Origin of the sequence: Pseudokineococcus sp. 5B2Z-1 (assembly GCF_037482305.1) — a bacterium.
GTDB lineage: Bacteria > Actinomycetota > Actinomycetes > Actinomycetales > Quadrisphaeraceae > Pseudokineococcus.
Window position 1 is genome coordinate 731,859 of the sequence record NZ_JBBHZG010000002.1, and the last position, 26,897, is coordinate 758,755.

Below are 26,897 nucleotides of genomic sequence, written 5' to 3' on the forward strand. Positions count from 1 at the left end.
CCCCACGCCGGGCCGGGCGCCGTCCGCGTCGTCGTCGGCGCCGCGGGCGTCAACCCGGTCGACTGGAAGGCCGTCCGCGGCGCCATGGCGGGCGCCTCCCCGGGCGACCCCGTGCCGGGCGGCGCGAGGACGCCCGGCATGGACGTCGCGGGCGTGGTCGACGAGGTCGGCGACGGTGTCGACGACGTCGCGGTGGGCGACCGCGTCGTCGGCTGGGCCGCGTCCGGCGCGCTGGCCGAGCACGCCGTCCTCGAGGACTTCGCCCGGCTGCCCGAGGACGTGACGACGGAGCAGGCCGCCACGCTGCCGGTGCCGGGGGAGACGGCGCTGCGCGTGCTCGAGCTGCTCGACGTCCGCGAGGGGCAGACCCTGCTCGTCGACGGCGGGTCCGGCGCCGTCGGCATCGCCACCACGCAGATCGCCCTGTCCCGCGGGGCGACCGTCGTCGCGACGGCGTCGGAGGCCAACCAGGACTTCCTGCGGCAGCTCGGGGCCGTCCCCACCACCTACGGCGAGGGCCTCGTCGAGCGGGTGCGCGCCCTCGCGCCCCAGGGCGTCGACGCCGCGCTCGACGCCGCCGGCCAGGGGTCGGCGCGCGACCTCGTCGAGCTGGTGGGCGACCCGGGACGCGTCGTCACCATCGCCGACTTCTCCGCCGGCGACCTCGGCGTCGTCGTGAGCACGGGCGACGACCAGCGCGCGCGCCGGCTCCGCGAGGCCGTCGACCTCGCGGCGCAGGGCGTCGTGCTCGTGCCGGTGGCCCGCACCTACCCGCTGGAGGACGCCGTCGCCGCCTACGCGGAGAGCGCCGGCGGCCACGTGCGCGGCAAGCTCCTCGTCACGCCCCGCTGACGGGGTCGAGGCGCGGCATGGCCGCGCCGCGCCCGCGCGCGGCGTCGTCAGGAGTCGAGCCAGTCGAGGGCGCGTGAGGTCCCCGTGATGCGCCCGTCCCGCCGCGGAGTCCAGTAGCGTTGGAGCACGTCGACGACCACCGAGACGACGACGTCGCCGATGCCCGGGAGCTCAGAGAGCTCCTCCTCGAGGAAGGACGCCAGGTCCTCCTCGTGGCGGAAGACGCCCTGGTGGATGACGGAGGACGACCCGGCGACCACGGACACGTAGCGGGCCGAGCGGTGGCGGGCGAGCGCGTCGGTCACCGCGGCGGTGCTCCCCGGTCGGACCTGCAGGGCCACGATGACCTCGAGCGCGAAGCCGAGCGCGCTCGGCTCGACCTCGACGCGAGGCCGGACGGCCCCTCGTCGCAGCAGACCGGTGACCGTCCGGTGCGCCGTCGAGCGGCTGACGGAGAGCGCCCTGCTCACCTCGGCGGTCGACAGCCTCGCGTCGACGTGGAGCAGCCGGACGGCGGAGCGCTCCAGCGGCCCGAGGGCGCGCAGCGGGCCGTCGGCGTCGACGACCTCGGCCCGCAGCGCCGCCACCTGGTCGGCGCCGAGGCGCGGGAGGCGCCACTCGTCGGCCTTCGAGCGCGCACGCAGCACGAGCTCGCTGTGCGTGGCGACGACGCCGGCCGTGCGGGGGACAGTCTCGGTCAGCAGGTGTCCGGCCTCGCGGCGCGACCGCGCCTGGACGGTGAGGTGGACGTCGGACCTTCCCGTCGTGAGGGCCGCGAACTGCGCCTCGGGCAGGCGGGCGAGCCGCTCGCCGACGTCGCGGGCGGCCCCGGGTGCTGTCGTGACCCAGACGTGGTGGGGGTGGCTGCTCGAGATCAACGACCAGTCGACCTGTCCCACCACCCGGAGCAGCCCGCGCGCCTGGAGTCGTGCGATGCGCCGCCCCACCGTGGTCGGCGAGGCGTGCAGGACGTCACCGAGGACGGCCAGGCTGGCCCGGGGCGAGACCTGCAGGGCGGCCACGAGGTCGAGGTCAGCCTCCTCGAGCGGCTCCTCGTCCGCGCCGGCCGGCGTCAGCGCCCCACCGGCGTGCCGCTGCGCCCCGGGCGGTGGTGCGCTCACGCGGTCTCCGCCCCCGAGGCGAGCAGCAGGGCGAGCAGGGCGGTGCGCTCGACGAGGCCGTCCGTCGTCGCGTGCTCGTGGCGCGCGTGAGCGCCGTCGCCGACCGCGCCGAGCCCGTCGAGGACGACCGCCCCGGCTGCGCTGGCGAAGTTGCCGTCGCTGGCACCGCCGACCGAGGTCTCGCGCAGGTCGAGGCCGAGCTCACGCGCCGCGAGCCCCCTCGCCCGCTCGAACAGCGCGGCGCCGCCCGGCGTGCGCTCCATCACCGGGCGGTTCCAGCCGCCCCGTACCTCGAGGGACACCCGCGGGTCGCCCGGGTCGAGCGCCTCCAGGGCGCGCTCAACGCGCTCCTGCTCGTCGGCCCCGGTCACGCGGACGTCCAACCGCCCCCAGGCGCGGCCGGCGGTGACGTTGGAACCCGTGCCTCCGGCGACGACCCCGACGTTGAGCGACGTGCCGGCGTCCAGGTCGGTGACGGCGTCCACCTGGGTGATGACGCGGGCGAGAGCGCTGATGGCGCTGGCCCCGGCGGTCGGGTCGAGGCCGGCGTGCCCCTCGATCCCGGTGAGGTGGACCTCGAAGAGACCGACCCCCTTGCGGGCCGTCTTGAGGGCGCCACCGGCGCTGGCCTCGAGCACGAGGACCTCGCGCGCGCTTCGGGCCTCCTCCTCGATGACCGGGCGGCTCGCCGGCGACCCGACCTCCTCGTCGCCGTTGAGCAGCAGGCGCAGCCGCGGGTGCGGCAGGCCCAGGTGGCGCAGGGCGAGAACGGCCCAGACCAGCTGCACGAGGCCCGACTTCATGTCGAAGACGCCAGGACCGCGGACGACGCCGTCGTGGACGGAGAAGGGCATCCCCGCGATCGTCCCCTTCGGCCAGACGGTGTCGTAGTGCGCGAGCAGCACGACCGGCGGTCCGTCGCCGGAGCCTGCGATGTCGCGCACCACGACTTCGCCGTGCTCGCCCCCGTCCACCCGGCGTGCCGGGGCGGGTGGCGGACCCAGCCGCTGGTCGAGCCACCGCTCGACCAGCTCCAGGCCCGCGTCGAGCGCTACGCGGTCGCGGCTGGGCGTCTCGACCTCCACGTAGGCGCGCAGGTCCTCGAGCGCCTCTTCGAGGTGCTCCTCGAGCCAGGCGCGGAGCTGCGCGCCGGTGCCGTCCGGCACCGCGGTCTCGCCGGTCGAGGTCTCGGCGGCAGCCGCGTCGAGGCGCTCCAGGCGCACCTCCGCCATGGTCGTCGGATCGACCTCCACCTCGGCCAGCTGGGCGAGCAGCGCCTCGAGGAGCGGGACGGGCAGGTGGTGCGCCCGGGCGGCGGCCAGCACCGGCGGGTAGTGCGTCGTCACCTCCGACGGGCGCCGTCGCACGGCGATGTCTCGCCAGATGCCGCTGCGGTCCTTGCTCTGCGTGGCCAGCCAGGCGACGAGGGCGTCCGTGGCCGCGTCCGCCGCGTCCTCGTCACCGTCCTCGTAGGCGGCGGGGTCGAAGGCGTCGAAGGGAGCCGGTGCGACGCCGACGGCGCGGGCGACGGCGAGCACCTCGCGCACGAGGCCGTGCGCCGTCGGCCGGTGGCGGTCGACGAGGCCCGCCATCGGGGCGTCCGCCAGCGCCGTCGCGGTGAGGACGGCCCCGAAGGCGAGCTTGGCCCACAGGAAGCCGGACACGTCCTCGGTCTCACGGGCGTCGCCCCAGGCCCTCAGGTCCTCGACGACGCGGTGGACGCGCGCGCTGCGGCTGCCGTCGACCTCTCCGACCACGAGGGCGCCGACGCCGCCGTCGCGGACGACGCCGGGCTCGACGACGTCGGCGAAGAGGTCGACGAAGGCTCCGACCGTGCGCTCGACGCCCACCCGTGCGGCGATCACCTCCTCGTTGAGCCCGTTCTGCAGGCTGACGACGAAGCCGTCGTCGGCGAGGCGCGGAGCCAGCCACCTCGCGGCCCCGTCCGTCGCCTGCGCCTTGACGGCGAGGAGCACGGCGCCGAGGCCGGCGCCCTCGGGCACCCCGTCCGGGGTCGTCACGGGGACGCGCACCGCCTCCCGCCGGCCCTCCCGCTCGAGGACCAGACCGTCGCGGGCGACGGCCGCCACGTGGTCGGCGTCCGCGTCGACGAGGAGGACGCGGTGCCCCGCCCGGGCGAGGTGCCAGGCGAGGGTGCCGCCGATGGCCCCTGCGCCCACGACGGTGTAGCCCTCGCCCCCACCGGCTCGGTCGTCCTCGCCCGTCGCCCGGCCCCTCACCGTGCTGCCTCCTGCGTCCGCTCCCACATCGTCCTCCTCGCTGGTCTTCCTGTGCCCCGGTCCGTCGTCGTGCTCCGACACGTCGGGCGGCGTCCCGCTGCGGACGCCCACCCGTTCACGGGCGAGCCCCCGTGCCCTCGGGGGGCCACAGGAGGGGCAGCGACGTCGCGCCGGTCGAGGAGCCTCCGTCCACCCTGAGGACCGTGCCGGTGATCCACGACGCGTCCTGCGAGAGGAGGAACGCCACGGCGCCGGCCACGTCCTCCGGTGCGCCGGGACGAGGCAGCGGCACCGCGGACACCGCCTCGGCGTACTCCGGCGCCACGGGGTTGACCTCGCTCTCGACCGCGACGAAGCCGGGGGCCACCGCGACGACGCGCAGGCCGTGCGGTCCGAGCTCGAGCGCCGCGGAGCGCGTGAGCACCTCGAGGGCCGCCTTGGCCGCCGCGTAGTGCGCTGCGCCCGGACGCGAGCGCAGCGCTGCCCCGGATGAGATGTTGACGACGACACCCTCGCGCCCGGCCTCGACCGCTGCCGCCGCGAAGGCCCGCGTCAGCAGCATGGGCGCCCGCAGGTCCACGGCCATGACGGCGTCCCAGGCGGCGGCGTCCATCTCGAGGAAGGGCCGGGAGGGGTAGACGCCCGCGGCGTTGACGAGCGCGTCGAGCGGCGCCCGGCGCCACACGGCCTCGAGGAGGTCCGTCGGTCCCTCGACGGTCGACAGGTCCGCGACCTCCGCCCGGGAGGAGGGCAGCCCCGCGAGCGCCTCCTCCAGCGCCGGGCCTCGGACGTCCGCCCCGGTGACCGCCCACCCGTCGCGCGAGAGCCGCTCGGCGACGGCGCGGCCCAGGCCGGACGCGGCACCGGTGACGAGCGCGTGCCTCACGCCATCTCCTCGTCCTTGGTCTCGGGCATCGTCGCGTACACGACGACACCCACCAGCGCCGCGGCGGCGACGTACACCCAGATGAGGTCCCCGCGTCCGCTCGTCGTGAGCCAGGTCGTGATGTAGGGCGCTGTCCCACCGAAGACGGCGACGGCGAGCGCGTAGGGCAGGCCGATGCCCGTCGTGCGCACACGGGCCGGGAACTGCTCGGCCATCACGGCGGCGCAGTTGGCGGAGTAGCCCACGAGGAGGACGACGCCCACGAGCTCGACGGCGAGCAGCGTCCAGAAGCCGTCGGAGCTCTGCAGCAACCGGAAGGCCGGCCAGGCGACGACGAGGAACCCGACCGCGAAGGCGAGCATCGTCGGCTTGCGCCCGACGCGGTCCGAGAGGCGACCGCCGAAGGGCAGCAGCACGAGGAAGACGGCCACCGCGATGGTGTTGGCCAGGAAGGCGTCGGAGAGCGGGATGCCGGAGGCGCTGTGGGCGAAGCCCGGCATGTAGCTGACCCAGATGTAGTAGGTGAGGGTGCCGGCCACCGTGATGCCGACGACGCGCAGCGCCGCCCGCGGGTGGTCGCGGAGCATCCCGAGGAGAGCCCCGCGCCGCGGCGACCCGTCCGCGGCGGCCTCCTCTGCGGCGCGGGAGGCGGTGAAGGCGTCGGTCTCCTCCACGGAGATGCGCAGCCACAGCCCGACGAGACCGAGGAGGGCGCCCACACCGAAGGCGATGCGCCAGCCCCAGCTCGCCAGCGACTCCTCGGAGAGGGTGTTCGTCAGCAGGACGCCCATGAGAGAGGCGACGAGCACGCCCGCTCCGACGGAGACCTGCTGCCAGGAACCGGCGAAGGCCCGCCCACCCCGTGCGGCGGACTCGACGAGGAAGGCCGAGGACGTCCCGAACTCGCCGCCGGCTGAGAATCCCTGCACGAGTCGGGCGAGCAGCAGGACGATGGGGGCCGCGAGGCCGATCACCGCGTAGGACGGGACGACGGCGATGACGGCGGCCGACCCCGCCATGAGGCTGATGGTGAGGGTGAGCCCCGCCTTGCGACCGTGCCGGTCGGCGTAGGCGCCGAGCACCGCGCCCCCCACCGGGCGCATGACGAAGCCGACGGCGAAGACGGCCAGCGTGGCGAGCAGAGCGGCCGCAGGGTCTTCGGAGGGGAAGAACTGCCCGGCGAAGACCGCCGAGAAGGTTCCGTACACGGCCCAGTCGACCCACTCGACAGCGTTGCCGATGGCGCCGGCCACCAGGGCCTTGCGCTGGCGGCGGGAGAGGGGCTCGCGCTCGGAGGTACCGGTGCGCGGGGCGGGGCGGCTCGTGGCGCTCATGCGCGCATCTCCGGGGTCTCGGGGCGGCCGGCTCGGCCGGTGGGCTCGTCGAGGGCGGTCGCCGCGTGAGCGGCCACCTCGGCGTGAGTGGCGATCCACACGTCGTCGTCCGTCGTGATCCGGGTCAGCAGCTCCTCCAGGAGGACGAGGCGCGACCGGTGGCCGATGACGTGGGGGTGCATGGTCAGCTGGAAGAGTCCGCCGCTCGCGCGGGCGGCCTCGTACTCGTCGACCCACATGGCCAGCACCGCCCGTGGCGGGGTGTGCGGCCGCACGGCGGCGAAGCGCTCCATCGTGAAGTAGGGCGCGTCGTCACGGATCCACTCCACGGGGACCTCCACCATCCCCGTCGGGCACCCGTCCTGCTCGATCTCGTAGCACTCGTCGTCCGCCATCAGCGAGGAGTCGTACGCGAGGCCGGCCTCGAGGGCCAGGTCGAGCGTGGCGTCGGAGAAGTCCCAGGAGGGCGTGCGCATGCCCGTGGGTCGCGCACCGGCGAGGTGCTCGAGAGCGTCCAGGCTGCGCAGCAGGAGCGCGCGTTCGTCCTCGCGTCCAAGGAGCGCGTTGCGCTCGTGGATCCAGCCGTGGGCGGCCACCTCGTGCCCCGCTGCAGCCACGTCACGGACCTCTTCGGGGTGCAGCAGCGCTGACACCGCGGGGACGAAGAAGGACGCCGGTGCGCGGTGCCGCTCGAGCAGGTCCAGGACGCGGGGGGCGCCGACGCGCGCCCCGTACTGCCCCTGCGACAGGCGCCCGGGGCGGGTCTCGCCGTCGCGCAGGGGGATCGTCTCGTGGTCGGAGTCGAAGGACAGGGCGACGGCGACCCGCGCCCCGCCCGGCCACGGGGGGGAGAGCCGCCTCCCGGCGCGCACCCGTTCGACGTGGCCGCGCCACGTCGCCTCGTCCCACTGCCACGGCTCCTCGTCGCCCACGACCCCTCCTCTGCCGGCTCTCACCTGTCGCCCCACGTGCAGCGATGTCCTGTCGAAGACCGTAGAGGCGATTGGACATCCCGCCAAGGGGGGTGGTTGCGCACGCTTGTGCCACCACGGGTGGGTGGGGCTCCGCGTCTCGCGCCGACGGGCGGTGGCCAGTGCCGGGGAAGGAGATCTTGACATCGATGTCACACAGCGGTTCGCTCTTTTAGCCCGCTTCGTCCTCGGAGCCGGCCCTGCTGGTCACCGACGCCCAGGGAGCCCCGCCGTGCTGAACGCCCGCCGCCCCGCCCTGCTCACCGCCGCCGCCGCGCTCGTGGCCGGCCTCCTCGTCGCGCCGGGCGCCTCGGCCGCCCCGGCGCCACCGCCACCGCCACCGGACGACGGGTCGCTCACCGACCTCGTCAACCCCTTCATCGGGACCCAGGACGAGGGCAACACCTTCCCCGGGGCGTCCCTGCCCTTCGGGATGGTGCAGCTGTCGCCCGACGACGGGCACACGACGGGGTACGACTACACGCGCGACCGCATCCGCGGCTTCAGCGCGACGCACATCTCCGGCGTCGGCTGCGGCCTGGGCGGCGACCTCCCCGTGCTGCCCACGACCGGCGAGGTGACCTCGACGGACTACGCGCAGTACGCGCTGCCCTTCTCCCACGACGGCGAGAGCGCCTCGCCCGGCTACTACACCGTGCCGCTCGAGGCGCCCGCGGGGACGATCACGGCGGAGCTGACGGCGACGACGCGCACCGGCGTCTCGCGCTACACCTTCCCGGAGACGGACGAGGCGACGGTCCTCGTCAACGCCGGCCAGGCGCTGCACCGGGTCGAGTCCAGCCACGTGCGGGTCGTGGGGGACCGCACCATCGAGACGACCGTTGTCGGCAGCGGCTTCTGCCAGGGCACCCGGCCGTACACGATGCACTTCACCACCACCTTCGACCGCCCCTTCGCCGAGGTGGGCACCTGGTCGGGCGACGAGGTCACCGCGGGCAGCACCGCGACGTCGGGCACCGACCGCCAGGGCGCCTACGTGCGCTTCGACGCCCGCGAGGACCGCACCGTCGAGCAGACGACGGCGCTGTCGTGGGTCGACGCCGACGGCGCGCGCGCCAACCTGGCGGCCGAGGGCGGCCGGAGCTTCGACGAGGTCCGCGCCGCGGCCGACGCGACGTGGGAGCAGCGCCTGGGCCAGGTGCGCACCGAGGGCGGGACGCCCGAGCAGCGCCGGACCTTCTACTCCTCGCTCTACCGCTCCCTGCTGACGCCGAGCGTCGCCACCGACGTCGACGGCCGCTACACGGGCTGGGACCAGCAGGTCCACGAGGCCGACGGCTTCACCTACTACCAGACCTTCTCGCTGTGGGACACCTACCGGACCCAGCAGCAGCTGCTGTCCCTGCTCGCCCCGCAGGAGTCGCGCGACATGGCGCTGTCCCTCCTCGCGGTGGAGGACCAGGGCGGCTGGCTGCCGCGGTGGGCCTACGCCACGGTCGAGACGAACATCATGACCGGGGACCCGGTGACGCCCTTCCTCGTCTCCGCCTGGCGCCAGGGCCTGCTGGCGGGCCACGAGGAGGAGGCCTACGAGGCCCTGCTCGAGAACGCCGACGGCGTGCCGCCGGCCGGCAGCCAGTACAACGGCCGTGCGGGCAACGAGCACTACCTCGAGCACGGCTACGTGCCGCACGAGCCGCAGCTCTCGGGGAAGCCCGGCGACTACGACCTCCAGCACGGCGCCTCGGCGACGCTCGAGTACGCGCTGGCCGACGCGACGCTCTCGACGATGGCCGCCGCGCTCGGCCACGAGGACGACGCCCGCCGGCTCGCCCTGCGGGGGCAGAGCTTCCGGAACCTCTTCGACCCGCGCACCGGCTCGTTCCGCGCCCGGGACGCCCAGGGCCTCTTCGTCGGCCCGGAGGACCCGGCGGACGCCGTCGGCTTCCACGAGGGCACCTCGTCGCAGTACACGTGGCTGGTCCAGCAGGACCTCCAGCAGCTCGTGGACCTGCTCGGCGGCGAGGACGCCGCCAACGCCCGGCTGGACGGCTTCTTCGCCTACGACCAGCTGCTGGAGGACCCCGAGCGCACCGCCCGTGAGGTGTGGGTCGGCAGCGCGTACGACTACTACGGGTTCAGCACCTACAACCCCCAGAACGAGCCCGACCTCCACGCGCCGTACGTCTACGGCTGGACGGGCCAGCCGTGGAAGACGACCGACGTCGTCCACGCCGCGCTGACCCTCTTCACCGACGGCCCGCAGGGCATCACCGGCAACGACGACCTCGGGACGATGTCGTCGTGGCAGGTCCTGTCCGCCATGGGCGTCTACCCCTCGGTGCCCGGCACCGAGGTGTGGTCGCTGTCGACGCCGATCTTCGACCGGGTGGACCTCACCCTCGACCCGGAGTGGTACCCGGAGGGCTCCTTCACCATCACCGCGCCCGGCACGTCGGAGACCGACCGCTACGTGCAGTCCGTGCGGGTCGGCGGCCGGACGTCGCCGCGCACGTGGATCACGGGCGACGACATCCGCGCCGGCCGCGACGTGGCCTTCCGGGTGGGCCCCGAGCCCTCGCGCTGGGGCACCGACGTCGACCTCGCCCCCGAGCCGCTCGTGGACGGTCGCGTGCGCCGCAGCGACCTCGCGGCCGGCCTCGTGCCCGGGCGCACCGACCTCCTCGGCAGCGACGAGGACCAGGTCGTCGACCTCACGGCGACGCTCGTCGTCACCGACCCGGGCCGCCCGACGGTGCGCCTCGACCTGGCGGCGGACGAGCCGCTGCTGGCCGAGCTCGACCGCGACGTCCTGCGGGTCCGCTCCGCGGGGCTGCCGACGACGCAGGAGCTGCCGCTGCAGGTCGTCGTGCCGGCGGGGACGGCGCCGGGCTCCTACGACGTGCGCCTGCGGGCGCGCGACCGCGCCGGCGACGTCGTCGAGCGCACGGCGGTCGTCACGGTCGTGCCGCGCTGCGGCGAGCCGGGCGGGTCGTGCCCGGTCGACCTCTCCGGCGCCTACGACGTCGACGGCGTCGCGACGTCGGACGCCCGCGCCGAGGGCGACTTCGACGGCGGCGGCTGGAGCTTCCCCGCCGAGGAGCTGCCCGCCCCCGGCGAGCAGCTCGTGGGCGGTCGCACCTACGTCCTGCCCGAGACCACCGGGACCGCACCGAACTTCGTCGCCGCCCGCGGCCAGGAGGTCGCCCTCGAGCCGGGCTCGTACGCCGCCCTCGACGTCCTGCTGTCGGCCCACAACGGCGACCACGCCGGCGACGCCGTCGTCACCTACGCCGACGGGTCGACGTCGACGGCGCGCCTCACCGCCACCGACTGGGCCGCCAGCGGGCCGCGGCTGGGTGAGGAGACGGCCCTGGTGGCGCAGGGGCGGTACTACCGCGACGGGGGTGGGGACGGCCTCACGGTGCACGTGTGGCACGACGTCCTGGCGCTCGACCCCGCCCGCGAGGCCGTGTCGCTGCGGCTGCCCGACGAGAGTCGCATCAAGGTCATGGCGATCAGCGCCCGCACCCCCGCGGCCGCCGGGGAGCCCGTGGACCCGGCCGCGGACGCGCAGGAGGCGTACGCGGCGATGCAGGAGCACCTGCTCGCGGGCGACCGGTCCGGCCTGTACGCCGAGCGCGTGCCGGCGCGCGCCGGGGACCGGCCGTACTCGTTCGAGTGGCCGTTCTCCCAGGCGCACGTCGCGGCGCTCGACCTCACCGGGCTGCCGGGGGAGGCCGGCGAGGCGTACGCCGACGACCTCGTGCGGCACGGGGAGGCGCAGGAGCTCTACTGGGACGCCTCCGGCAGCGCGACGGGGCTGCCCGGCTACGACTCCTACCCGCACGCCCCGTACGGCGACGGCGGGGACCTCTTCTACGACGACAACCTGTGGGTCGGGCTCGCGATGGTGCAGCAGCACCTCATGACCGGCGACGAGGCGGCGCTGGAGCGGGCGCAGCAGGTCTTCGAGCTCGCCGTCTCGGGCTGGGACGACGACCCGACGCACGCGGCGCCGGGCGGCGTCTTCTGGACGCAGCAAGCCGGGAACCGCGACCGGAACACCGTCTCGACGATGCCGGCGGCCCAGCTGGCGGTGCGGCTCCACATGATCACCGGGGAGCCGCGGTACCTGGACTGGGCGCTGCGGATGGCCGGGTGGACCGACGAGCACCTGCTGGGGGACGACGGGCTGTACGCGGACCACCTGTCCCTCGACGGGACGGTCGAGCAGACCCGGTGGGCCTACAACCAGGGTGTCCCCGTGGGCACCTACGCGCTCCTCTTCGAGGCGACGGGGGAGCAGCGGTACCTCGACCACGCGCAGGAGGTCGCCGAGGCCTCCTACCAGCACTACGTCGTCGAGGGGCGCCTGGACGACCAGCCCCGCGCCTTCGTCGCCATCTGGGCGAAGAACCTGCTGCTCCTCGAGGCGACGACGGGCGGCACCCGCTACCGCGACGCGGTCACCGCGTGGGCGCAGCGCCAGCACGACGGCGACCTCGACGCGTCGACCGGCCTGTACGCCGGCGACGACGGCGCCACGGAGCTGCTGGACCAGGCCGCGGTCACCCAGGTGCTCGCCGTCCTGGCCTGGCCGCAGGAGCGGGTGCGGCTCCTGTACTGAGCCCGGCCCCCGCAGGTCCTGCCGCCCGCCCCCGCCGCTCGGGGGCGGGCGGTCGTGCGTCAGGACATGTGCAGGCCGCCGTTGACGTCGTAGGTGGCGCCGGTGATGTTGCCCGCGTCCGGGCCGAGGAGGAAGGCCATGAGCGCGGCGACGTCGTCGACCGTGCCCACGCGCCCGACGAGGCCGGCGGCGGCCATGTCGGCGCGCCGCTCGTCGTCGAGGGGGCCGCCCATGATGTCGGTGTCGACGGGCCCGGGGCTCACGCAGTTGGCCGTGACGCCGAGGGGGCTCAGCTCGCGCGCGACCGCCCGCATGAGGCTGACGACGGCGCCCTTCGAGGCGCTGTAGGCGGACTTCGAGAAGGTGCCGCCGCCGCGCTGCGCGGACACCGAGGAGATCGACACGACGCGCCCCAGGCCGCGGTCGGCCATCCCGCGGCCGAAGCGCTGGGTGGCGAGGAAGACGCCGCGGGCGTTGACCGCCATGACGCGGTCCCACTCCTGCGGCGTCGTGTCGAAGAAGGCCGTCGGGGAGCTGATCCCGGCGATGTTGGCCAGGCCGACGACGGGGGGCAGCTCGGCCTCCACGCGGGCGGCCGCGGCGTCCACCGAGGCGGGGTCGGAGACGTCGACGCCCACCCCGAGGGCGCGACCCCCCGCCTCGGTGATGCCGGCCGCGACGTCGGCGACGGCGCCCTCGTCGAGGTCCATCACGGCGACCGCCCAGCCCTCGCGCGCGAGGCGGGCGGCCAGGGCGCGCCCGATGCCGCGGGGCGAGCCCGCGCCCGTGACGACGGCGGTGCGCTGGTCGGGGAAGGGCGGGGTGCTCACGGGGGCCTCCTGCTGCTCGGTGCTGCGTCGTCGGGGTGCTGCGTCGTCGGGGGGCTGCGTCGTCGGGGGGCTGCGTCGTCGGCGTGCGGCGTCGCGGGGAGGCGTGGCTGCGCCCCCCGGGCGACGCCGGCGTCGTCCTGGGTGCCCCGGGCCGTCTCTCGGGTGGCCCCGGGGTGCGGCAGACGGTAGGCATCGCGCACGCACCGGGCATCCCGGCGCACGGGCGGGCGCGACGGCGCACCCGCCGGGACGACGACGTCCACCAGGAGGCCGCTCGTGGACCTGCAGCTGCTCCTCGCCCTCGTGCTCGGCATCGCGACGATCGTCGTGCTCGTCCTGCGGACGCGGCTCGACGCCTTCGTGGCGCTGCTCGTGGCCGCCCTCCTCACCGGCACCGTGGCCGGCTCGGCGCCCACGGACACCCTCGACTCGATCGTCGCCGGCTTCGGCAGCACGCTCGGGTCCATCGGGATCGTCATCGGCCTCGGCGTCGCGGTCGGCAAGATCCTCGAGGTCTCGGGCGCTGCGGACGCGCTCGCGAAGGCCTTCGTCCGGGCCCTCGGCCGCGGGCGCGAGCCCTGGGCCATGGGCGGCACCGGGGCGCTCGTCTCCATCCCCGTCTTCTGCGACTCCGGCTACGTGATCATGAACCCGCTGGCGCGCTCCATCGCCCGCCGGCGGCGGGGCGGCTACGTGACCCTGGCCCTCGCGCTCGGGTGCGGCATGACGCTCACCCACCACCTCGTGCCGCCGACGCCGGGCCCCCTCGCCGTCGCGGGGATCGTCGGGGCCGACCTCGGCGGCTTCATCCTCGTCGGCCTCGTCTTCACGCTCGTCCTGCTGCCCGTCGTCGTCGCGTACGCGCGATGGGTCGGCCCGCGCCTCGAGGGCCGCGTCACCTCGGAGGTGCGCGAGGCCGTCTACGGACGGGCTGCCGGTGCCGGTGCCGGTGCCGGCGCGGGCACGGCGGTGCTCGAGGAGGACGAGCCGAGGGGCGCGGCGAGCGGCCGACGCATGGGCGAGCGGGACGACGCGGCGGCGGAGGAGGACCCGGCCGCCGCGCTCGGCGAGCCGCCCGCCGGCGCCGGGCCGCACCGCGTGGGCACGCTGCGCGCCTTCCTGCCGCTGCTCGTGCCGCTGGCCCTCATCGTCGCCAACACCGTGGCCACCGCCGTCGACCGCAACGCGCAGGGCGTGCTCTCGGGCGACGAGGGGTACGACCCGTCCGGCCCGGTCGCGGTCCTGGCCTTCCTCGGCAACCCGGTGGTGGCGCTCATCATCGGCGTGGTCATCGCCGTCTACGGGCTGCTGCCGCGGTGGACGACGCGCGACCAGGTGAGCGGCTGGCTCGCCCAGGCCGCCGCCTCGGCCGGGCTCATCATCCTCATCACCGGCGCCGGCGGGGCGCTCGGCCAGGTGCTGCGCGACTCGGGCGTCGGCCAGGAGCTCGCGGACGCCGTCGCCTCGCTCGCCCTGCCCGGGGTGCTCGTGCCCTTCCTCATCGCGACGCTCGTCCGGCTGGCGCAGGGGTCCGGCACCGTCGCCATGATCACGGCGGCGTCCGTGTCGGCCCCGCTCGTGGATGACCTCGGACTCGCGCCCCTGGCCGCCGCGCTCGCCTGCTGCGCGGGCTCGATGGTGCTCAGCTACTTCAACGACTCCTACTTCTGGGTCGTCACGCGCTTCACCGGCCTCGAGGGCACGGCGGCGCTGCAGGGGTGGTCCGGCATCACGACGGCGGTGTGGGCCGGCTCGATCCCCCTGGTGCTCGTCGCGGGCGCCGTCCTCTGACGGCCCGGGGGCGGCAGCCTCCGGCCCTCCTCCCGTGCGGAGGGCCGGAGGGAGCGCTCACCAGCGGTAGTCGAGGAACTTGCCGTCGAAGGTGATGACGACGCGGTCGCCGTCCGGGTGCGCCCGCCGGGCGATGTCGACCTTGAAGTTGATGGCGCTCATGATGCCGTCGCCGAACTCCTCGTGGACGAGCTCCTTCAGCGCCGGGCCGTAGACGGCCAGCGCCTCGGAGAAGCGGTAGATCGTCGGGTCCTGCAGCAGCTCGGGGTCGATGCCGCGCGCCGGCTGCTGCTGCAGCGCCTCGGCCACGGCGTCCTCGAGGCCGAGCAGGGCGCAGGCGGTCTCGGCCTGCTCGGCGCTCATGGGGTGCTGCCCGAGCAGCGCCGCCGTGGTCCACACCAGGGGCGCGTCGAGGGCCTGGGCGATCGCGGCCCAGGTGAGGCCCTGCCGCACGCGGGCGGTGCGCACGAGCGCCGCGGCGTCGCGCCGGCTCATGAGCGGGGTCGTGGTCGGGGCGGGCGTCGTCGTGGTCATGCGGGCTCCTGTCGGTCGGGCGCGGGAGGGGGTGGGGCGGTGCTCAGCGGCTGCCGGCGGCGGCGGGGACGGGGGCCTCGCTCGTGGGCGCGGCGACGGTCGCCCTCGCGGCCTGGTCCGCCCCGGCCAGCTGGGCGTCGGCCACCTGCTGGGCGCGGCGGCTCGTGCGGGTTCGGCCGTGCGTGGCGTAGAGCGTGAGCCCGACGAAGGTGAGGCCGCCGACGAGGTTGCCGAGGACCGTGGGGATCTCGTTCCAGACGAGGTAGTCGCCGAGCGAGAAGTCGCCGCCGAGCAGCAGGCCGGAGGGGAAGAGGAACATGTTGACGATCGAGTGCTCGAAGCCCATGTAGAAGAACAGCAGGATGGGCATCCACATGGCGATGACCTTGCCCGAGACGCTCGTCGACATCATGGCCGCGACGACGCCGGTGGAGACCATCCAGTTGCACAGCACGGCGCGGATGAAGAGCGTCAGCATCCCGGCGGCGCCGAACTCGGCGTAGCCGACGGTGCGCGCCTCGCCGATCTCCCCGAGGCGCTGGCCGACCTCGTTCGGCTCGACGGCGAAGCCCGTCGTCACGATGACGCCCATCATGAGCGCCACCGTGACGGCGCCCCCGAGGTTGCCGAGGAAGACGAGCCCCCAGTTCCGCAGCATCGAGCGGACGGTGACGCCGGGGCGCTTGTCGAGGAGCGCCAGCGGGACGAGCGTGAAGACGCCCGTGAGCAGGTCGAAGCCCATGAGGTAGAGCAGCGAGAAGCCCACGGGAAACAGCAGGGCCCCGATGATGGCCTGCCCCGTCTGGACCGTGACCGTGACGGCGAAGGCGGCCGCGAGGGCGAGGATCGCTCCCGCCATGTACGCGCGGATGAGGGTGTCCCGCGTGCTCATGAGGACCTTGGCGTGCCCGGCGTCCACCATCTTGGTGACGAAGTCGGGCGGGCTGACGTAGGACATGGGGCCTCCTGGGGGTCCGCGTGCGGGGGTCCGGCGAGCGCGTCCCCCGACCATCGGGGCACGGCCCGCGCCCGTGGTTTCCGGACCGTTACGCCGAGCGCTCGAGGACCTCACGGCCGCGGGCGGGCGCTGAGAGGAAGCGGCCTGCTGGGCGGGACCGGTGCTCGACGCCCGTGCCCGGGGCCCTGCGACCTCAGGGGGCGGTGGCGCATCCTGGGGACATGGGGGCTGACGGTGACGTGAGGGCTGACCGTGACGTGGGGGTCGACGGTGGCGTGGGGGGCGACGGTGGCGCGGTGCGGGGCAGCGGGCGCCGACCACGGCGGGTGCGACGCCGTGCGGGAGCGACGCCGCCCGCGGCGACCGCCCGCACGGACGCCTCGCGCGCCCGCGTCGACGCCCTGTGCCGCGACGCCGTCGCCGCGCTCACGGCGGCGGGCGTGCCGCACGACGTCACGCACCTCGCCCGGCGGCGCCGGCTGCTGCGCGACGACGCGCTCGTCGTCGTCGGGACGGGCTGGGACCTCGGTCGCTACGTGCTGTGGCCCGACGCGACGCTGCGGGCGGCGGGGGAGCGCCTCGGGTGGGTCGACGAGGCGACGGGCGCCGTCCGGCTGCGCGGCGGGGAGGAGGCCCGCCTCGCGGACGGGGCCGCGGTCGCGGCCGGCGGCGGCGTCTGGGCCGTGTGCGAGCCGGTGGTCCACGTCGACGTCGCCGAGGTGGGTGACCGCTGCGAGGTCGTCGTCGCCGACGACGGCGTCTCGCGCTGGGCCGACCACCCGCACGGCCGGCCCGACCGGCGGCACCCCGGGTCGCGGCCCCGACCCGTCGCGGACTGGCCCGACCTCGCCGTCGACCTGCCCGAGCGCGTGCGACGGCGCACGCAGCCCTGAGGGCCGTCCGCGCACCCCGTCGGCACCGGGCGCGCCGTCCGCCACGGGCGCCCCGTCAGCCCCGCGGGTCCCGTCGGCTGCGCGCCCCCGTCAGGTCCGGGCCGCCGCGAGGTGGTCGCGGAGGCGGGCGGCCACCTGCGCCGCCTCGCCGGGCGCGTACCGGTGGCGGGGGCCGAGGAAGAAGCGCAGGCCGTCGCCGCGCGAGCGCGGCACGACGTGCTGGTGCAGGTGCGGGACGCTCTGGCTCACGACGTTGTTGACGAGCAGCAGCGCTCCCTCGGCACCAGTGGCCGCCTCGACCGCCCGCTGCAGCGCCTGCCCCGTCGCGAGCCAGTGCCCCGCCAGGTCGGCCGGCAGCTCGTCGTAGGTCTGCACGTGCTGCGCGGGCACGAGGAGCACGTGGCCGGGGAACAGCGGCTGGGCGTCGAGGAAGGCGACGAGCCGGTCGTCGCGGTGCACCACCTCGGCCGGCGCGTCCCCGGCGACGACGGCGCAGAAGGCGCACGCCGCCTCCGACCCTCGCGGGCTGAAGGCCTGGGGCACGACGCCTCCTCGCTACCCTCGCCCTCGGCGCCGCCGCGGCGCCGACCGCCAGCATGGCGCAACTGGTAGCGCACCCGACTTGTAATCGGGCGGTTGCGGGTTCGAGTCCCGCTGCTGGCTCCCCGAGGTGGGCTCCGAGGTGAGCTCTGCCGTGCGCCCCCGACGTGTCATCGGGCGGTTGCGGGTTCGAGTCCCGCTGCTGGCTCCCCGAGGTGGGGTCTGCCGTGCGCCCCCGACGTGTCATCGGGCGGTTGCGGGTCCGCCCCCGCTGCTGGCTCCGCACAAGGGCTACGAAGTCCTCCGACGCGGCGCCCTGGCGCGGCAGAAGGCGACGAAGTCCTCTCCCGGGGCGCCTCGAGACGGAGAAGGGCTACGACGTCCGGGGGTGAGGGCCGCCAGACCCCTCCCCTCAGCGCAGCAGCTCGGCGAGCGCGGCGTGCGCCTCGTGGGTCGCCCGCAGCGCCGCCGGCAGCGGGGTCCCGTAGAAGCCGTGGACGAGCCCCGGCACCGTCCGGTGGGAGACGCGGACGCCGGCGGCCTCGAGGGCCCGCGCATAGGCGACCCCCTCGTCGCGCAGCGGGTCGTACTCCGCGGTGACGACGACGGCCGGGGCGACGCCGGCGAGGTCGGCGCCCAGCGGCGAGACGCGGACGTCGCGGGCGACCTCGGCGGCGGCGCGGGCGCCCTCCTCCGTCGTCGGGTCGACGCCCAGGTAGTGGCCGGTGAACCACGTCATGTCGCGGGCGGTGAGGAAGTAGCCCTCCGCGTTCTCCTCGCGCGAGGGGTGGTCGCCGGCCGGGTCCACCACCGGGTACAGCAGCAGCTGGGCGGCCAGCGGCACGCCCTCGTCGCGGGCCCGGAGCGCGCCGACCGCGGCCAGGTTGCCGCCGGCGCTGTCGCCGGCGACGACGATGCGCGCCGCGTCGCCGCCGAGGTCGCCCACGTCGTCGGCGACGGCGCGCAGCGCCCGCCAGCAGTCCTCGAGGCCCTCTGGGAAAGGGTGCTCGGGCGCGAGGCCGTAGTCGACGCTCACGACGACGGCGCCGAGGTCGGCCGCCAGGAGACGGCACGGGACGTCGTGCGTGTCGAGGTCGCCGACGACGAAGCCCCCGCCGTGGAGGAACACGACGGTCGGCGCGGGCGTGCCCGGCTCGAGCCCCACCGGGCGGTAGGTCCGGGTGCGGACGCCGCCCGCCTCGCCGTCGACCACGGACGCCACCGGCGGCAGCGCCGCCGGGTCGGTGCGACCGACGCCCGCGAAGGCGCGCAGCCCCGCCCGCGCCCCGGGGACGTCGGAGTCGGCGGGACCGGGGCGTCCGAGGCGCTCGAGCTCGGCGAGCATCGCGGCGGTGCCGGGGTCGAGGGGCATGGCGTCCTCCGAGGGGTCGCGCGTCGGGTGTCGGTGGCGTGCAGTGCGGCGGAGCGGTCGGCGGCGGGGTCAGCGGTAGGTGTAGAAGCCCTCGCCGGACTCGACGCCGAAGCGCCCCCGGTCGAGGTAGTGCTCCTGCAGGTAGTCGGCCCAGGCCTGCGAGGCCGGGTCGGCGCTGGCGATGGCGTGCGCCGTCCGCAGGCCGACGACGTCGTAGACCTGGAAGGGCCCGGCCGGCGCCCCGGTGGCCGTCCGCCAGGTGCGGTCGATCGTCTCGACGTCGGCCACGCCCTTGAGGAGCAGCTCGGCCGCCGCGCCGAGGAGCGGGATGAGGAGCGAGTTGAGGACGTAGGCGGGCTGCTCGCGGTGCAGGCGGATCGGCTCCATGCCGATGGCGGCGGCGAAGACCTCCACCTGGTCGGCGACGGCCGGGTCGGTGCCCGCGTGGCCCATCACCTCGGCGGTGTTCTGGGCCCAGATGCGGTTGGCGAAGTGCAGCGCGAGGAAGCGCTCGGGCCGACCGGTCGCGTCCGCCATGGCGCTGGGCAGCAGGCTCGAGGAGTTCGTCGCGAGGACGGCGGACGGCGGCGCGGCCGCCCCGACGCGCGCCCAGACGTCGCGCTTGAGCTCGAGGCGCTCGGGCACGGCCTCCACGACGAGGTCGGCGGCGCCCACCGCGTCGGCGAGGTCGCTCGTGAGGCGGATGCGCCCCGGGGCGGCCCCGTAGGCGTCGGCGAGGTCCGGCAGGTCGTGCGCCGCGGCGCCCGCGAAGCGCTCGAGGCGTTCGCGGCCGGCGCTCAGCGCGTCGTCGTCCACGTCGTAGGCGGTGACGTCGACGCCGTGCGCGGCCGTCTGGAGCGCGATCTGCGCGCCGAGGACGCCGAGCCCGAGGACGGTGACGCGGGCGTAGGGCGTCGCGGGCGTGGAGGCGGGCATGGGGCTCCTGTCGTCGTGCGGTGGGGGCCGGGTGGGCGGTGGGGCCGGTGGTGGTGGGGCCACCGGTCAGGAGGGCCGGATCAGGCGGCCGGGACGACCTCGGGTGGTGCGCCGGCGGCGGGGGAGCCGTCGGGCCGGGCGCCCGCGGGGAGGAACCGCAGGTCGCGGCCGCGGCGGTCGAGCCGCAGGGAGACCAGGTCCAGCAGGTAGTTCTGGTGCACGCGCCACGGCGCCCGCTCGCTCTGGCGCGGCAGCTGCGCGAGTCCGCGGCGCACGTAGCCGGCCGCGAGGTCGATGACGGGGCGCGAGCCCTCCGTGCCGGCCGGGGCCTGCGCCACGACGGCGCCCGCGCCGCGGCGCCGCATCGTCCCGAGGAGGTCGGCGACGGCGCCCGCCACGAGGTCGGCGCGCAGCGTCCACGACGAGTTCACGTAGCCGATCGTGTACGCGAGGTTCGGGAGCCCCTCGAGCATCATGCCCTTCCACGCGAGACGGCCCCCGGGCTCGACGGGGCGGCCGTCGACGTCGAGCCGCATGCCCCCGAGGACGAGCACGGACAGTCCGGTCGCCGTCACGAGGACGTCGGCGTCGACGCGGCCGCCGGAGGCCAGGCGGACGCCCTCGGCGTCGACCCGCTCGATCGCGTCGGTGACGACCTCCGCGGCCCCCGAGGAGATGGCGCGGAAGAGGTCACCGCCCGGCGCCGCGCACAGCCGCTGGTCCCAGGGCTCGTAGCGGGGCCGGAAGTGCGTGGCGACGTCGTAGCCCTCGGGCAGCTTCTCGGCCGCCGAGCGCTCGAGCAGGGCGCGCATGGCGGCGGGGCGCCGCCGCGCGTACTGGTAGAGCAGCATCGAGCCGGCGATGTGCTTGGCGCGCACCGCCTTCTGGGCGACGGGCTCGGGCACGCGGCCGCGCAGCCGCACCGCCAGCCGGTCGCGCGAGGGCACCGCCGCCACGTAGGTGGGCGAGCGCTGCAGCATCGTCACCTGCGCGCCGCGGCGCGCCAGCGCGGGCACGAGCGTCACGGCGGTGGCGCCGCTGCCGACGACGACGACCCGCCGGCCCTCGACGTCGAGGTCGGCGGGCCAGTGCTGGGGGTGCACGACGTCGCCCGCGAAGTCCTCGAGCCCGGGGATCTCGGGTCGGTGGCCCTCGTCGTAGCGGTAGTAGCCGGTGCAGGCGAGGAGGAAGGAGCAGGTGATCGTCGACGTCGCCCCGTCCTCGCCCTCGCGCCACTCGGCGCCCGCGCCGCCCTCGCCGGGGGTGCGGTGCAGGACGGTGAGGACCCACCGGGAGTCCTCGCTGCGCCAGGACGCGGAGACGACCCGCTGCCGGTACCGGACGCGCTGCGCCACACCGGTCTCCGCCGCGGTCTCCTGCACGTAGGTGCGGATGTCGTCGCCGTCGGCCAGCGCCTTCTCGCCGGCCCAGGGGCGCGCGGCGTACCCGAGCGTGTACATGTCCGAGTCGGAGCGGACGCCGGGGTAGCGGAACAGGTCCCACGTGCCGCCGATGACGTCGCGCGACTCCAGCACGGCGAGGTCGAGGTCGGGGTGGCGCCGCAGCAGCGTCGCCGCCGCGCCGACGCCCGAGAGGCCGGCGCCCACGACGACGACGTCGAGGTGCTCCGGCTCGTGGTCGGTGGTGCGCGCGGTGCTGCCGGCGGTGCCGGTCGTCGTCGACCCCATGCGGGGAGGCTACGACGACCTCAACAGGCTGTCGAGAGCATCGACACGGCGTCGATCGGGGTCGAACCCACGAGGCCGCCGCCTACGCTCGGGGGGGTGAGCACGCCCCAGCGGGCCCGCCGGGCCCCCCGCCCCTCGGGCGAGGACCGCCAGCGCGCCATCGTCGACGCCGTCGAGGACCTGCTGCGGACGCGGCCCCTGGCGGAGATCTCGATCGACGAGGTGGCCGCGGCCGCCGGCCTGTCGCGGAGCGCCTTCTACTTCTACTTCGGGTCCAAGCAGGCCGTGCTGCTCGAGCTGCTCGACCGCATGGTCGCCGAGGTCGACGCGCGGCTCGCGGCCCTCCCGCTGCCCGACGCGCCGTCCCGCGACTGGTGGCGCTCGTGCCTGGCTGTCTTCGTCGACGTCTTCGGCGCGCACCGGGCCGTCTCCCTGTCGCTGGCCGAGGCGCGCGCCACCGTGCCGGAGCTGCGCGAGGAGTGGTCGCGCCGCCTGGCCGGGTGGGTCGACCTGACGACGGCGACCATCACGGCGGAGCAGCGGCGCGGACGGGCCGGCGCGGTCGTCGACCCGCGCGCCACGAGCGTGCTGCTCAACACGATGAACGAGCGCGCGATCGCCGCGTCCCTCGGGGGGGAGGAGCCGTCGCTGCCGCCGGGCTCGGTGCTCGACGCCCTGACCGACCTGTGGTGCACCGCCGTGTACGGCACGCCCGACCCCTGACCGGCGTCCCGCCGCAGGCGCCACCGCGCGGTGGCGGTCCGGCCGCGCGGGGGCCAGGGTCGGAGCCATGCAGACCAGGACCCTCGGACCCCGCTCCGTCTCCGCGATCGGGCTCGGCGCCATGCCGATGTCCATCGAGGGGCGACCCGACCGCGACCGCAGCGTCGCCACGATCCACGCCGCGCTCGACGCGGGCGTGACCCTCGTCGACACCGCCGACGCCTACCACCGCGACGCGGGGGAGGTCGGCCACAACGAAGAGCTCGTGGCCGAGGCCCTGCGCAGCTACGGCGGCGACACCTCGGGCGTCCTCGTCGCCACCAAGGGCGGCCACCTGCGCCCCGGCGACGGCTCGTGGACGCAGGACGGGCGCCCCGAGCACCTCAAGGCGGCCGCCAAGGAGTCCGCCCGGCGCCTCGGCGTGGAGGCCGTCGGCCTCTACCAGTTCCACCGCCCGGACCCGGACGTCCCCTACGCGGACTCGATCGGCGCGCTCGTCGAGCTCCTCGACGAGGGCGTCATCCAGATGGCCGGCATCTCCAACGCCGACGTCGCCCAGATCGACGAGGCGAACGCCGTCCTCGGCGGGCGCCTCGCGTCCGTGCAGAACCAGTTCTCGCCGGCCTTCCGTTCCAGCCTCGGCGAGCTGCAGCACTGCGCCTCCCTCGGCGTCGCCTTCCTCCCGTGGAGCCCGCTCGGCGGCATCGCGAAGGCCTCCGACCTCGGCAGCGAGCACTCGGTGTTCCAGGACGTCGCCGACGCGCACGGCGTGAGCCCGCACCAGGTCACCCTGGCGTGGGAGCTGGCGCTCGCCGACGTCGTCATCCCCATCCCGGGCTCCTCGCGCCCGCAGTCCACCACCGACTCTGCGCGGGCTGCCGAGCTGCAGCTGTCCGCGGACGAGGTCGCCCGGCTGTCGGAGGCCTGAGCCGTGAGGACCGTCCCCCTGGGCACGACCGGCCTGCAGGTCCCGAATGTCGTCCTCGGCGTCATGCGCGTGGCCGACAAGACCGACGAGGAGATCCGGGAGTGGTGGGCCGCGGCCCGCGACGCCGGCGTCACCTTCCTCGACCACGCCGACGTCTACGGCGGGTCGATGCACCGGTGCGAGGAGCGCTTCACCGAGGCGGTGCAGCTGTCGCCGTCCGAGCGCGACGCCGTCACGGTGCAGACGAAGTGCGGCATCGTCCCCGAGGGGCCGTACTTCGACTTCTCGTACGAGCGGATCACCGAGTCCGTCGAGGGCTCCCTGCGGGCCCTCGGCACCGACCGCATCGACGTGCTGCTCCTGCACCGCCCCGACGCGCTCGTCGAGCCCGACGAGGTGGCGCGCGCCTTCGACGAGCTGCAGAGCTCCGGGAAGGTGCTGCACTTCGGCGTCTCGAACCACACGCCCGGGCAGGTCGAGCTGCTCCAGCGGTCGGTGCGCCAGCCGCTGGTGGCGAACCAGCTGCAGCTGTCCATCACGCACGCGCCGCTCGTGGCCCAGGGCGTCGCCTCGAACATGCAGGCGCTCGACCAGTCGGTCGCCCGTGACACGGGCACGCTCGACTACTGCCGGCTGAAGGACATCACCGTGCAGGCGTGGTCGCCGTTCCAGGCGGGCTTCTTCTCGGGCGTCTTCCTCGACGACGACCGCTACCCCGAGCTCAACGCGGTGCTCGACCGCCTCGCGGCCCAGTACGACGTGCCGAAGCTGGCCGTGGCCACGGCCTGGATCACGCGGCACCCCGCGCAGATGCAGGTGGTGCTGGGGACGACGAGCCCCGAGCGCGTGCGCGCCGTGGCGCAGGGCTCAGACCTGCCGCTGACGCGCGCCGAGTGGTACGAGCTCTTCCGCGCGGCCGGGTACACGGTGCCCTGACCAGCTCGTCCTGTGGCCGTGCTCCCGCGTCCCGCCCTCGGCGGGGCCCGGGAGCACGCCTCGGCCCCCGCCGGAGCCCGCACCCCGCCCCGCCGTTCGGGCTGCTCGCCCGCCGGGCCGGCTCGAGGCCGACTGCTGCGGACCACGGCCCTCTCTCCAGCGTGCCCCCCTGGCCGTCCACCCCCAGCGTCATCTCGACCCAGGGCCTCGCGCGCATCGAGGTCCGCTGACGCGGATACCCGGAGGCCTCGCCGAACCCCCGGCCGTCAGTAGTCAGGGGTGCCGTCGTCGCCCCATCCGCCTGCTCCGCTCGTGGCGCCCGCCGGGTCGTCACCGGGGCGGCCACCAGCCGTGCCTCCGTCGTCGTCCGGCGCGGTGTCGTGCCGCTGCGACCGAGCCACGGCGTGCTGCCGTGCCAGCTCGGCGTGCAGGCGCTCGAGGTCGTGGGCGGCGCTGTCGCGCTGGGGGTAGCGGGGTCCGCCGAGGAGGTGGTCCTCGAGGGCGGCGGCGGCCGCGTCGTCGGCCAGCGTCTGCTCCCCGGTGTCGTCGTCGGTGGTGCGGGGTGCGGGGCGGGGCAGGAGAGGCTCGGCGGGCACGTCCACGACCTGACCGAGCGGGGTGGTCCAGGTCAGGGCGGGGTCGCGGGCGTCGTCGGTCATGGGCACGGCCTTCCATCCGAAGTGGTGCTTGGCGAGGTGGTGGCGCCGACACAGGACGTCGAGGTTGCACGAACACGTCGGGCCGCCGGTGGCGCGGGGGGTGCGGTGGTCGAGGTCGCAGCGGGTGGCGGGCGTACGGCAGCCGGGGGCCTGGCAGCGGGGTGAGCGGGTGCGGACCCAGCGGGCGCAGGCGTCGGTGGGGGCGTAGGGGCCGGGTCCGCCGGTGGCGGCGGCGTAGGAGCAGGCGGAGCGTCGGGCGGCGCGGCGCAGCGAGGTGTGCCGCGAGGTCGCCGAGGAGCCCCTCACCGGCCCCGGCGGAGACAGTGACGGCGGCGACGGCGCTGCGGCTGCGGCTGCGGCTGCGGGAGTCACGTCGGGTGCCGGTGATGTCGGCGGTGGCGCGGGGTCGTCCGGTCCGTCGGGGGTGTCGACGCGCACGGTGATCGCCGCCGCGCGGTGGCGTCGGGCGGGTGTGGTCCGGGGGCCCTTGCGCGGTGGGTCGGGCGGCGGCGCCGTAGTCCTCGCCGGCGTCGCGGTGGTGGGGCTCGTGGTGGTGGGCGTGGGGTCGAGGGCCTGGAGGTGGCCGTCGAGGCCGACGAGGTGGCCGGTGACCGGGGCGGTCAGGGCGCGGCGGAAGCGGTGCCCGGCGGCGAGGAGCTCGGCGACGGCCATGGCCGGGAGGGGTCCGAGGGTGGGGTGCTGGGCGGGGTCGTCGTCCAGGCCCAGCAGGCTGGTCAGGGCCACGGTGACGTGCGGGCCGTGGGGGCTGCGCGCCCGGGTCGTGACCGTGCTGCTCACCGGGACCGAGCGCCCGGTCCTGGCTGTGTCCCCAGTGGCCGTAGCCCCGCCGCGAGCACCCGCACGGGCACCAGCGCCGGTGACCAGGTCGGTGGTGGTGGACGGGTCGGTGGTGGTGAGGTCGGTGGTGGTGGCGAGGTCGACGAGGGCGTCGAAGCGGCGCGCGTCGATGCCTCGCCGGTCCGGCAGCCCCGTCCCGCCGTCGCTGAGGGCGAGGGGGTCCAGGCCGGCGGTGGTCGCGGCGTGCGGGTCGACCCTGCCGTGCTCCCCGGCGCGGGCCCGGGCGGTGGTGGTCAGGCGCTCGAACACGCACGCCAGGTCCAGCACCGGGCCCGTCGCCACGAGCTGGGCCATCCCGTCGTCCACCGGGAACAGGCGCACCCCGCGGGCGCAGGTCGCGCGCCGCACCCGCCGGCGCACCGCCTCGGGGTCGGTCGTCGCGACCAGGTGACGCACCCGCGCCCGCAGCGCCGGGACGGCGAGCGGGCCCAGGTCGCCGGCCAGGGCCGCGTCGACCGTCGCCGCGTGCACCGGGGACAGGGCGAGGGTCTCCTCGGCGACCAGGCGGGAGCGCTGCGGGTCGATCCGCCCCGCCTCCAACGCCGCCAACGTCACCGGCAGGCGGGTCGTCACCGCGAGGGCCTCGGCGACCAGGTCCTGCGCCCGCCGCAGCGGCACCACCAGCGCGACCGCCAGCTCCGCCGCGGCGGCCTCGAACGCCACACCCGCATCCCGCCCCGACCCCGATCCCGGCCCCAGCGACCGTGCCGGGTCGGAGCCCGCACCCCGCACCGCGACACCGACCGCCCCCGCCCCGCGGTCGCCGGCACCGGCGTCGCCAGCACCGTCACCGGCGTCGGCCACCGGTGCCGCCGGCCCACCCGACGCGCCCACCTCGTCCACCAGCGCCGCGACCTGCCGCAGCAGCCCCGCCCACGCCACCGACCGCGCCGCCTCCAACGCCACGACCGCCTGCACCCGACCCAGCGCGCCCGCCCGCACCGCCGACCGCACCCGACCGACCTCACCCACCAGCTCGGCGGCACCACCGTCCCGGCCCGCGGCAGCACCGGTCACGTCGTCAGGCGCGCCGGCGGACCTGCCGACCGGAGGGGCGGCCCCGGCCCCCCTACTGCCCGGGCGGGTGTCGGGACGGGGGGAGGCGTCGACGTCCGAGGCGGGACCGGCGTCGACGGACGCGGGCGGCGGCACGGCGTCCTCGCCGTCGCCCAGCGCCCTGACCTCGAACATGTGTGCGAGAGTAGGGGCGGGGTCCGACGACGGGTCGGCGACCGCCCTCCCTGTGGACTGTGTGG

The 26,897-nt window shown here is 75.9% G+C and carries 20 protein-coding genes, 1 tRNA gene and 1 pseudogene; 9 read left to right on the plus strand and 13 right to left on the minus strand.

The genetic code is table 11. From position 1 onward, the window contains the following. The coding region (locus WDV85_RS07460; protein ID WP_339570030.1) for an NADP-dependent oxidoreductase at nucleotides 1-852 on the plus strand (852 nt) is incomplete at its 5' end. Nucleotides 853-899: 47 nt separating this feature from the next. On the opposite strand, the gene WDV85_RS07465 is transcribed toward WDV85_RS07460, so the two are convergent. From WDV85_RS07465 to WDV85_RS07485, 5 genes are all read right to left on the minus strand, one after another. Continuing rightward, nucleotides 900-1,973, minus strand: coding sequence for an Lrp/AsnC family transcriptional regulator (locus tag WDV85_RS07465; protein WP_339570031.1), 1,074 nt, complete (start codon nucleotides 1,971-1,973; stop codon nucleotides 900-902). Beyond that, nucleotides 1,970-4,213 (minus strand): 2-dehydropantoate 2-reductase, encoded by a 2,244-nt coding sequence (locus tag WDV85_RS07470; RefSeq protein ID WP_339570032.1) that lies wholly within the window; start codon nucleotides 4,211-4,213, stop codon nucleotides 1,970-1,972. The genes WDV85_RS07465 and WDV85_RS07470 overlap by 4 nt, the downstream gene beginning before the upstream one ends. Nucleotides 4,214-4,328: 115 nt before the next feature. Next, nucleotides 4,329-5,099, minus strand: a complete 771-nt coding sequence (locus WDV85_RS07475) for an SDR family NAD(P)-dependent oxidoreductase (RefSeq protein WP_339570033.1) — start codon at nucleotides 5,097-5,099, stop codon at nucleotides 4,329-4,331. After that, on the minus strand, nucleotides 5,096-6,433 hold the full coding sequence (locus WDV85_RS07480) for an MFS transporter (protein WP_339570034.1): 1,338 nt from the start codon (nucleotides 6,431-6,433) through the stop codon (nucleotides 5,096-5,098). The genes WDV85_RS07475 and WDV85_RS07480 overlap by 4 nt, the downstream gene beginning before the upstream one ends. Beyond that, nucleotides 6,430-7,365: a polysaccharide deacetylase family protein gene (locus tag WDV85_RS07485; protein ID WP_339570035.1), complete on the minus strand. Its 936-nt coding sequence runs from the start codon at nucleotides 7,363-7,365 to the stop codon at nucleotides 6,430-6,432. Before WDV85_RS07485 ends, WDV85_RS07480 begins: the two co-directional genes overlap by 4 nt. Before the next feature lie 271 nt (nucleotides 7,366-7,636). On the opposite strand from WDV85_RS07485, the pseudogene WDV85_RS17090 reads away from it, so the two are divergent. Next, nucleotides 7,637-9,985, plus strand: a pseudogene (locus WDV85_RS17090) (GH92 family glycosyl hydrolase); the annotation flags it as partial. A gap of 972 nt (nucleotides 9,986-10,957) precedes the next feature. Next, nucleotides 10,958-11,995, plus strand: a complete 1,038-nt coding sequence (locus tag WDV85_RS17095) for a glycoside hydrolase family 76 protein (RefSeq protein WP_445263261.1) — start codon at nucleotides 10,958-10,960, stop codon at nucleotides 11,993-11,995. 59 nt (nucleotides 11,996-12,054) lie between these two features. On the opposite strand, the gene WDV85_RS07495 is transcribed toward WDV85_RS17095, so the two are convergent. After that, nucleotides 12,055-12,825, minus strand: a complete 771-nt coding sequence (locus WDV85_RS07495) for an SDR family NAD(P)-dependent oxidoreductase (protein WP_339570037.1) — start codon at nucleotides 12,823-12,825, stop codon at nucleotides 12,055-12,057. 276 nt (nucleotides 12,826-13,101) lie between these two features. On the opposite strand from WDV85_RS07495, the gene WDV85_RS07500 reads away from it, so the two are divergent. Beyond that, the gene (locus WDV85_RS07500; RefSeq protein WP_339570038.1) at nucleotides 13,102-14,616 is read left to right on the plus strand and encodes a GntP family permease; all 1,515 of its coding nucleotides are present in this window, start codon (nucleotides 13,102-13,104) and stop codon (nucleotides 14,614-14,616) included. Between the two features lie 57 nt (nucleotides 14,617-14,673). Here WDV85_RS07500 and cynS read toward each other — a convergent pair whose 3' ends face one another. Both cynS and WDV85_RS07510 read right to left on the minus strand, forming a co-directional pair. Continuing rightward, nucleotides 14,674-15,150, minus strand: a complete 477-nt coding sequence (gene cynS / locus WDV85_RS07505) for a cyanase (RefSeq protein WP_339570039.1) — start codon at nucleotides 15,148-15,150, stop codon at nucleotides 14,674-14,676. Between the two features lie 43 nt (nucleotides 15,151-15,193). After that, nucleotides 15,194-16,108, minus strand: a complete 915-nt coding sequence (locus WDV85_RS07510) for a formate/nitrite transporter family protein (protein ID WP_339570040.1) — start codon at nucleotides 16,106-16,108, stop codon at nucleotides 15,194-15,196. Nucleotides 16,109-16,434: 326 nt separating this feature from the next. On the opposite strand from WDV85_RS07510, the gene WDV85_RS07515 reads away from it, so the two are divergent. Next, complete coding sequence (locus WDV85_RS07515) at nucleotides 16,435-17,001, plus strand: hypothetical protein (RefSeq protein ID WP_339570041.1); 567 nt, start codon at nucleotides 16,435-16,437, stop codon at nucleotides 16,999-17,001. A gap of 90 nt (nucleotides 17,002-17,091) precedes the next feature. On the opposite strand, the gene WDV85_RS07520 is transcribed toward WDV85_RS07515, so the two are convergent. Further along, the gene (locus tag WDV85_RS07520; protein ID WP_339570042.1) at nucleotides 17,092-17,544 is read right to left on the minus strand and encodes an HIT family protein; all 453 of its coding nucleotides are present in this window, start codon (nucleotides 17,542-17,544) and stop codon (nucleotides 17,092-17,094) included. 47 nt (nucleotides 17,545-17,591) lie between these two features. Here WDV85_RS07520 and WDV85_RS07525 point away from each other — a divergent pair. Beyond that, a tRNA-Thr gene (locus WDV85_RS07525) sits at nucleotides 17,592-17,664 on the plus strand. A 289-nt stretch (nucleotides 17,665-17,953) separates the two neighbouring features. Here WDV85_RS07525 and WDV85_RS07530 read toward each other — a convergent pair. The 3 genes from WDV85_RS07530 to WDV85_RS07540 form a co-directional block, all read right to left on the minus strand. Beyond that, nucleotides 17,954-18,913 carry an alpha/beta hydrolase gene (locus WDV85_RS07530; protein ID WP_339570043.1) on the minus strand — a complete coding sequence of 320 codons (960 nt, stop codon included), beginning with the start codon at nucleotides 18,911-18,913 and terminating at the stop codon, nucleotides 17,954-17,956. A gap of 69 nt (nucleotides 18,914-18,982) precedes the next feature. Beyond that, the gene (locus tag WDV85_RS07535; protein ID WP_339570044.1) at nucleotides 18,983-19,849 is read right to left on the minus strand and encodes a 3-hydroxyacyl-CoA dehydrogenase; all 867 of its coding nucleotides are present in this window, start codon (nucleotides 19,847-19,849) and stop codon (nucleotides 18,983-18,985) included. Between the two features lie 80 nt (nucleotides 19,850-19,929). Continuing rightward, on the minus strand, nucleotides 19,930-21,537 hold the full coding sequence (locus tag WDV85_RS07540; protein WP_339570045.1) for a flavin-containing monooxygenase: 1,608 nt from the start codon (nucleotides 21,535-21,537) through the stop codon (nucleotides 19,930-19,932). 96 nt (nucleotides 21,538-21,633) lie between these two features. Here WDV85_RS07540 and WDV85_RS07545 point away from each other — a divergent pair, with 96 nt between their 5' ends. The 3 genes from WDV85_RS07545 to WDV85_RS07555 all read left to right on the plus strand — a co-directional run bounded on the left by WDV85_RS07545 (nucleotide 21,634) and on the right by WDV85_RS07555 (nucleotide 24,124). Further along, nucleotides 21,634-22,260 (plus strand): TetR/AcrR family transcriptional regulator, encoded by a 627-nt coding sequence (locus tag WDV85_RS07545; RefSeq protein ID WP_339570046.1) that lies wholly within the window; start codon nucleotides 21,634-21,636, stop codon nucleotides 22,258-22,260. 67 nt (nucleotides 22,261-22,327) lie between these two features. Next, nucleotides 22,328-23,188, plus strand: a complete 861-nt coding sequence (locus tag WDV85_RS07550; protein ID WP_339570047.1) for an aldo/keto reductase — start codon at nucleotides 22,328-22,330, stop codon at nucleotides 23,186-23,188. A gap of 3 nt (nucleotides 23,189-23,191) precedes the next feature. Next, a complete protein-coding gene (locus tag WDV85_RS07555; RefSeq protein ID WP_339570048.1) occupies nucleotides 23,192-24,124 on the plus strand; it encodes an aldo/keto reductase in 933 nt (310 codons plus the stop codon). A 266-nt stretch (nucleotides 24,125-24,390) separates the two neighbouring features. Here the strand turns inward: WDV85_RS07555 and WDV85_RS07560 are convergent, their stop codons facing one another. Further along, nucleotides 24,391-26,832 (minus strand): HNH endonuclease signature motif containing protein, encoded by a 2,442-nt coding sequence (locus WDV85_RS07560; RefSeq protein WP_339570049.1) that lies wholly within the window; start codon nucleotides 26,830-26,832, stop codon nucleotides 24,391-24,393. Nucleotides 26,833-26,897: the final 65 nt, after the last annotated feature.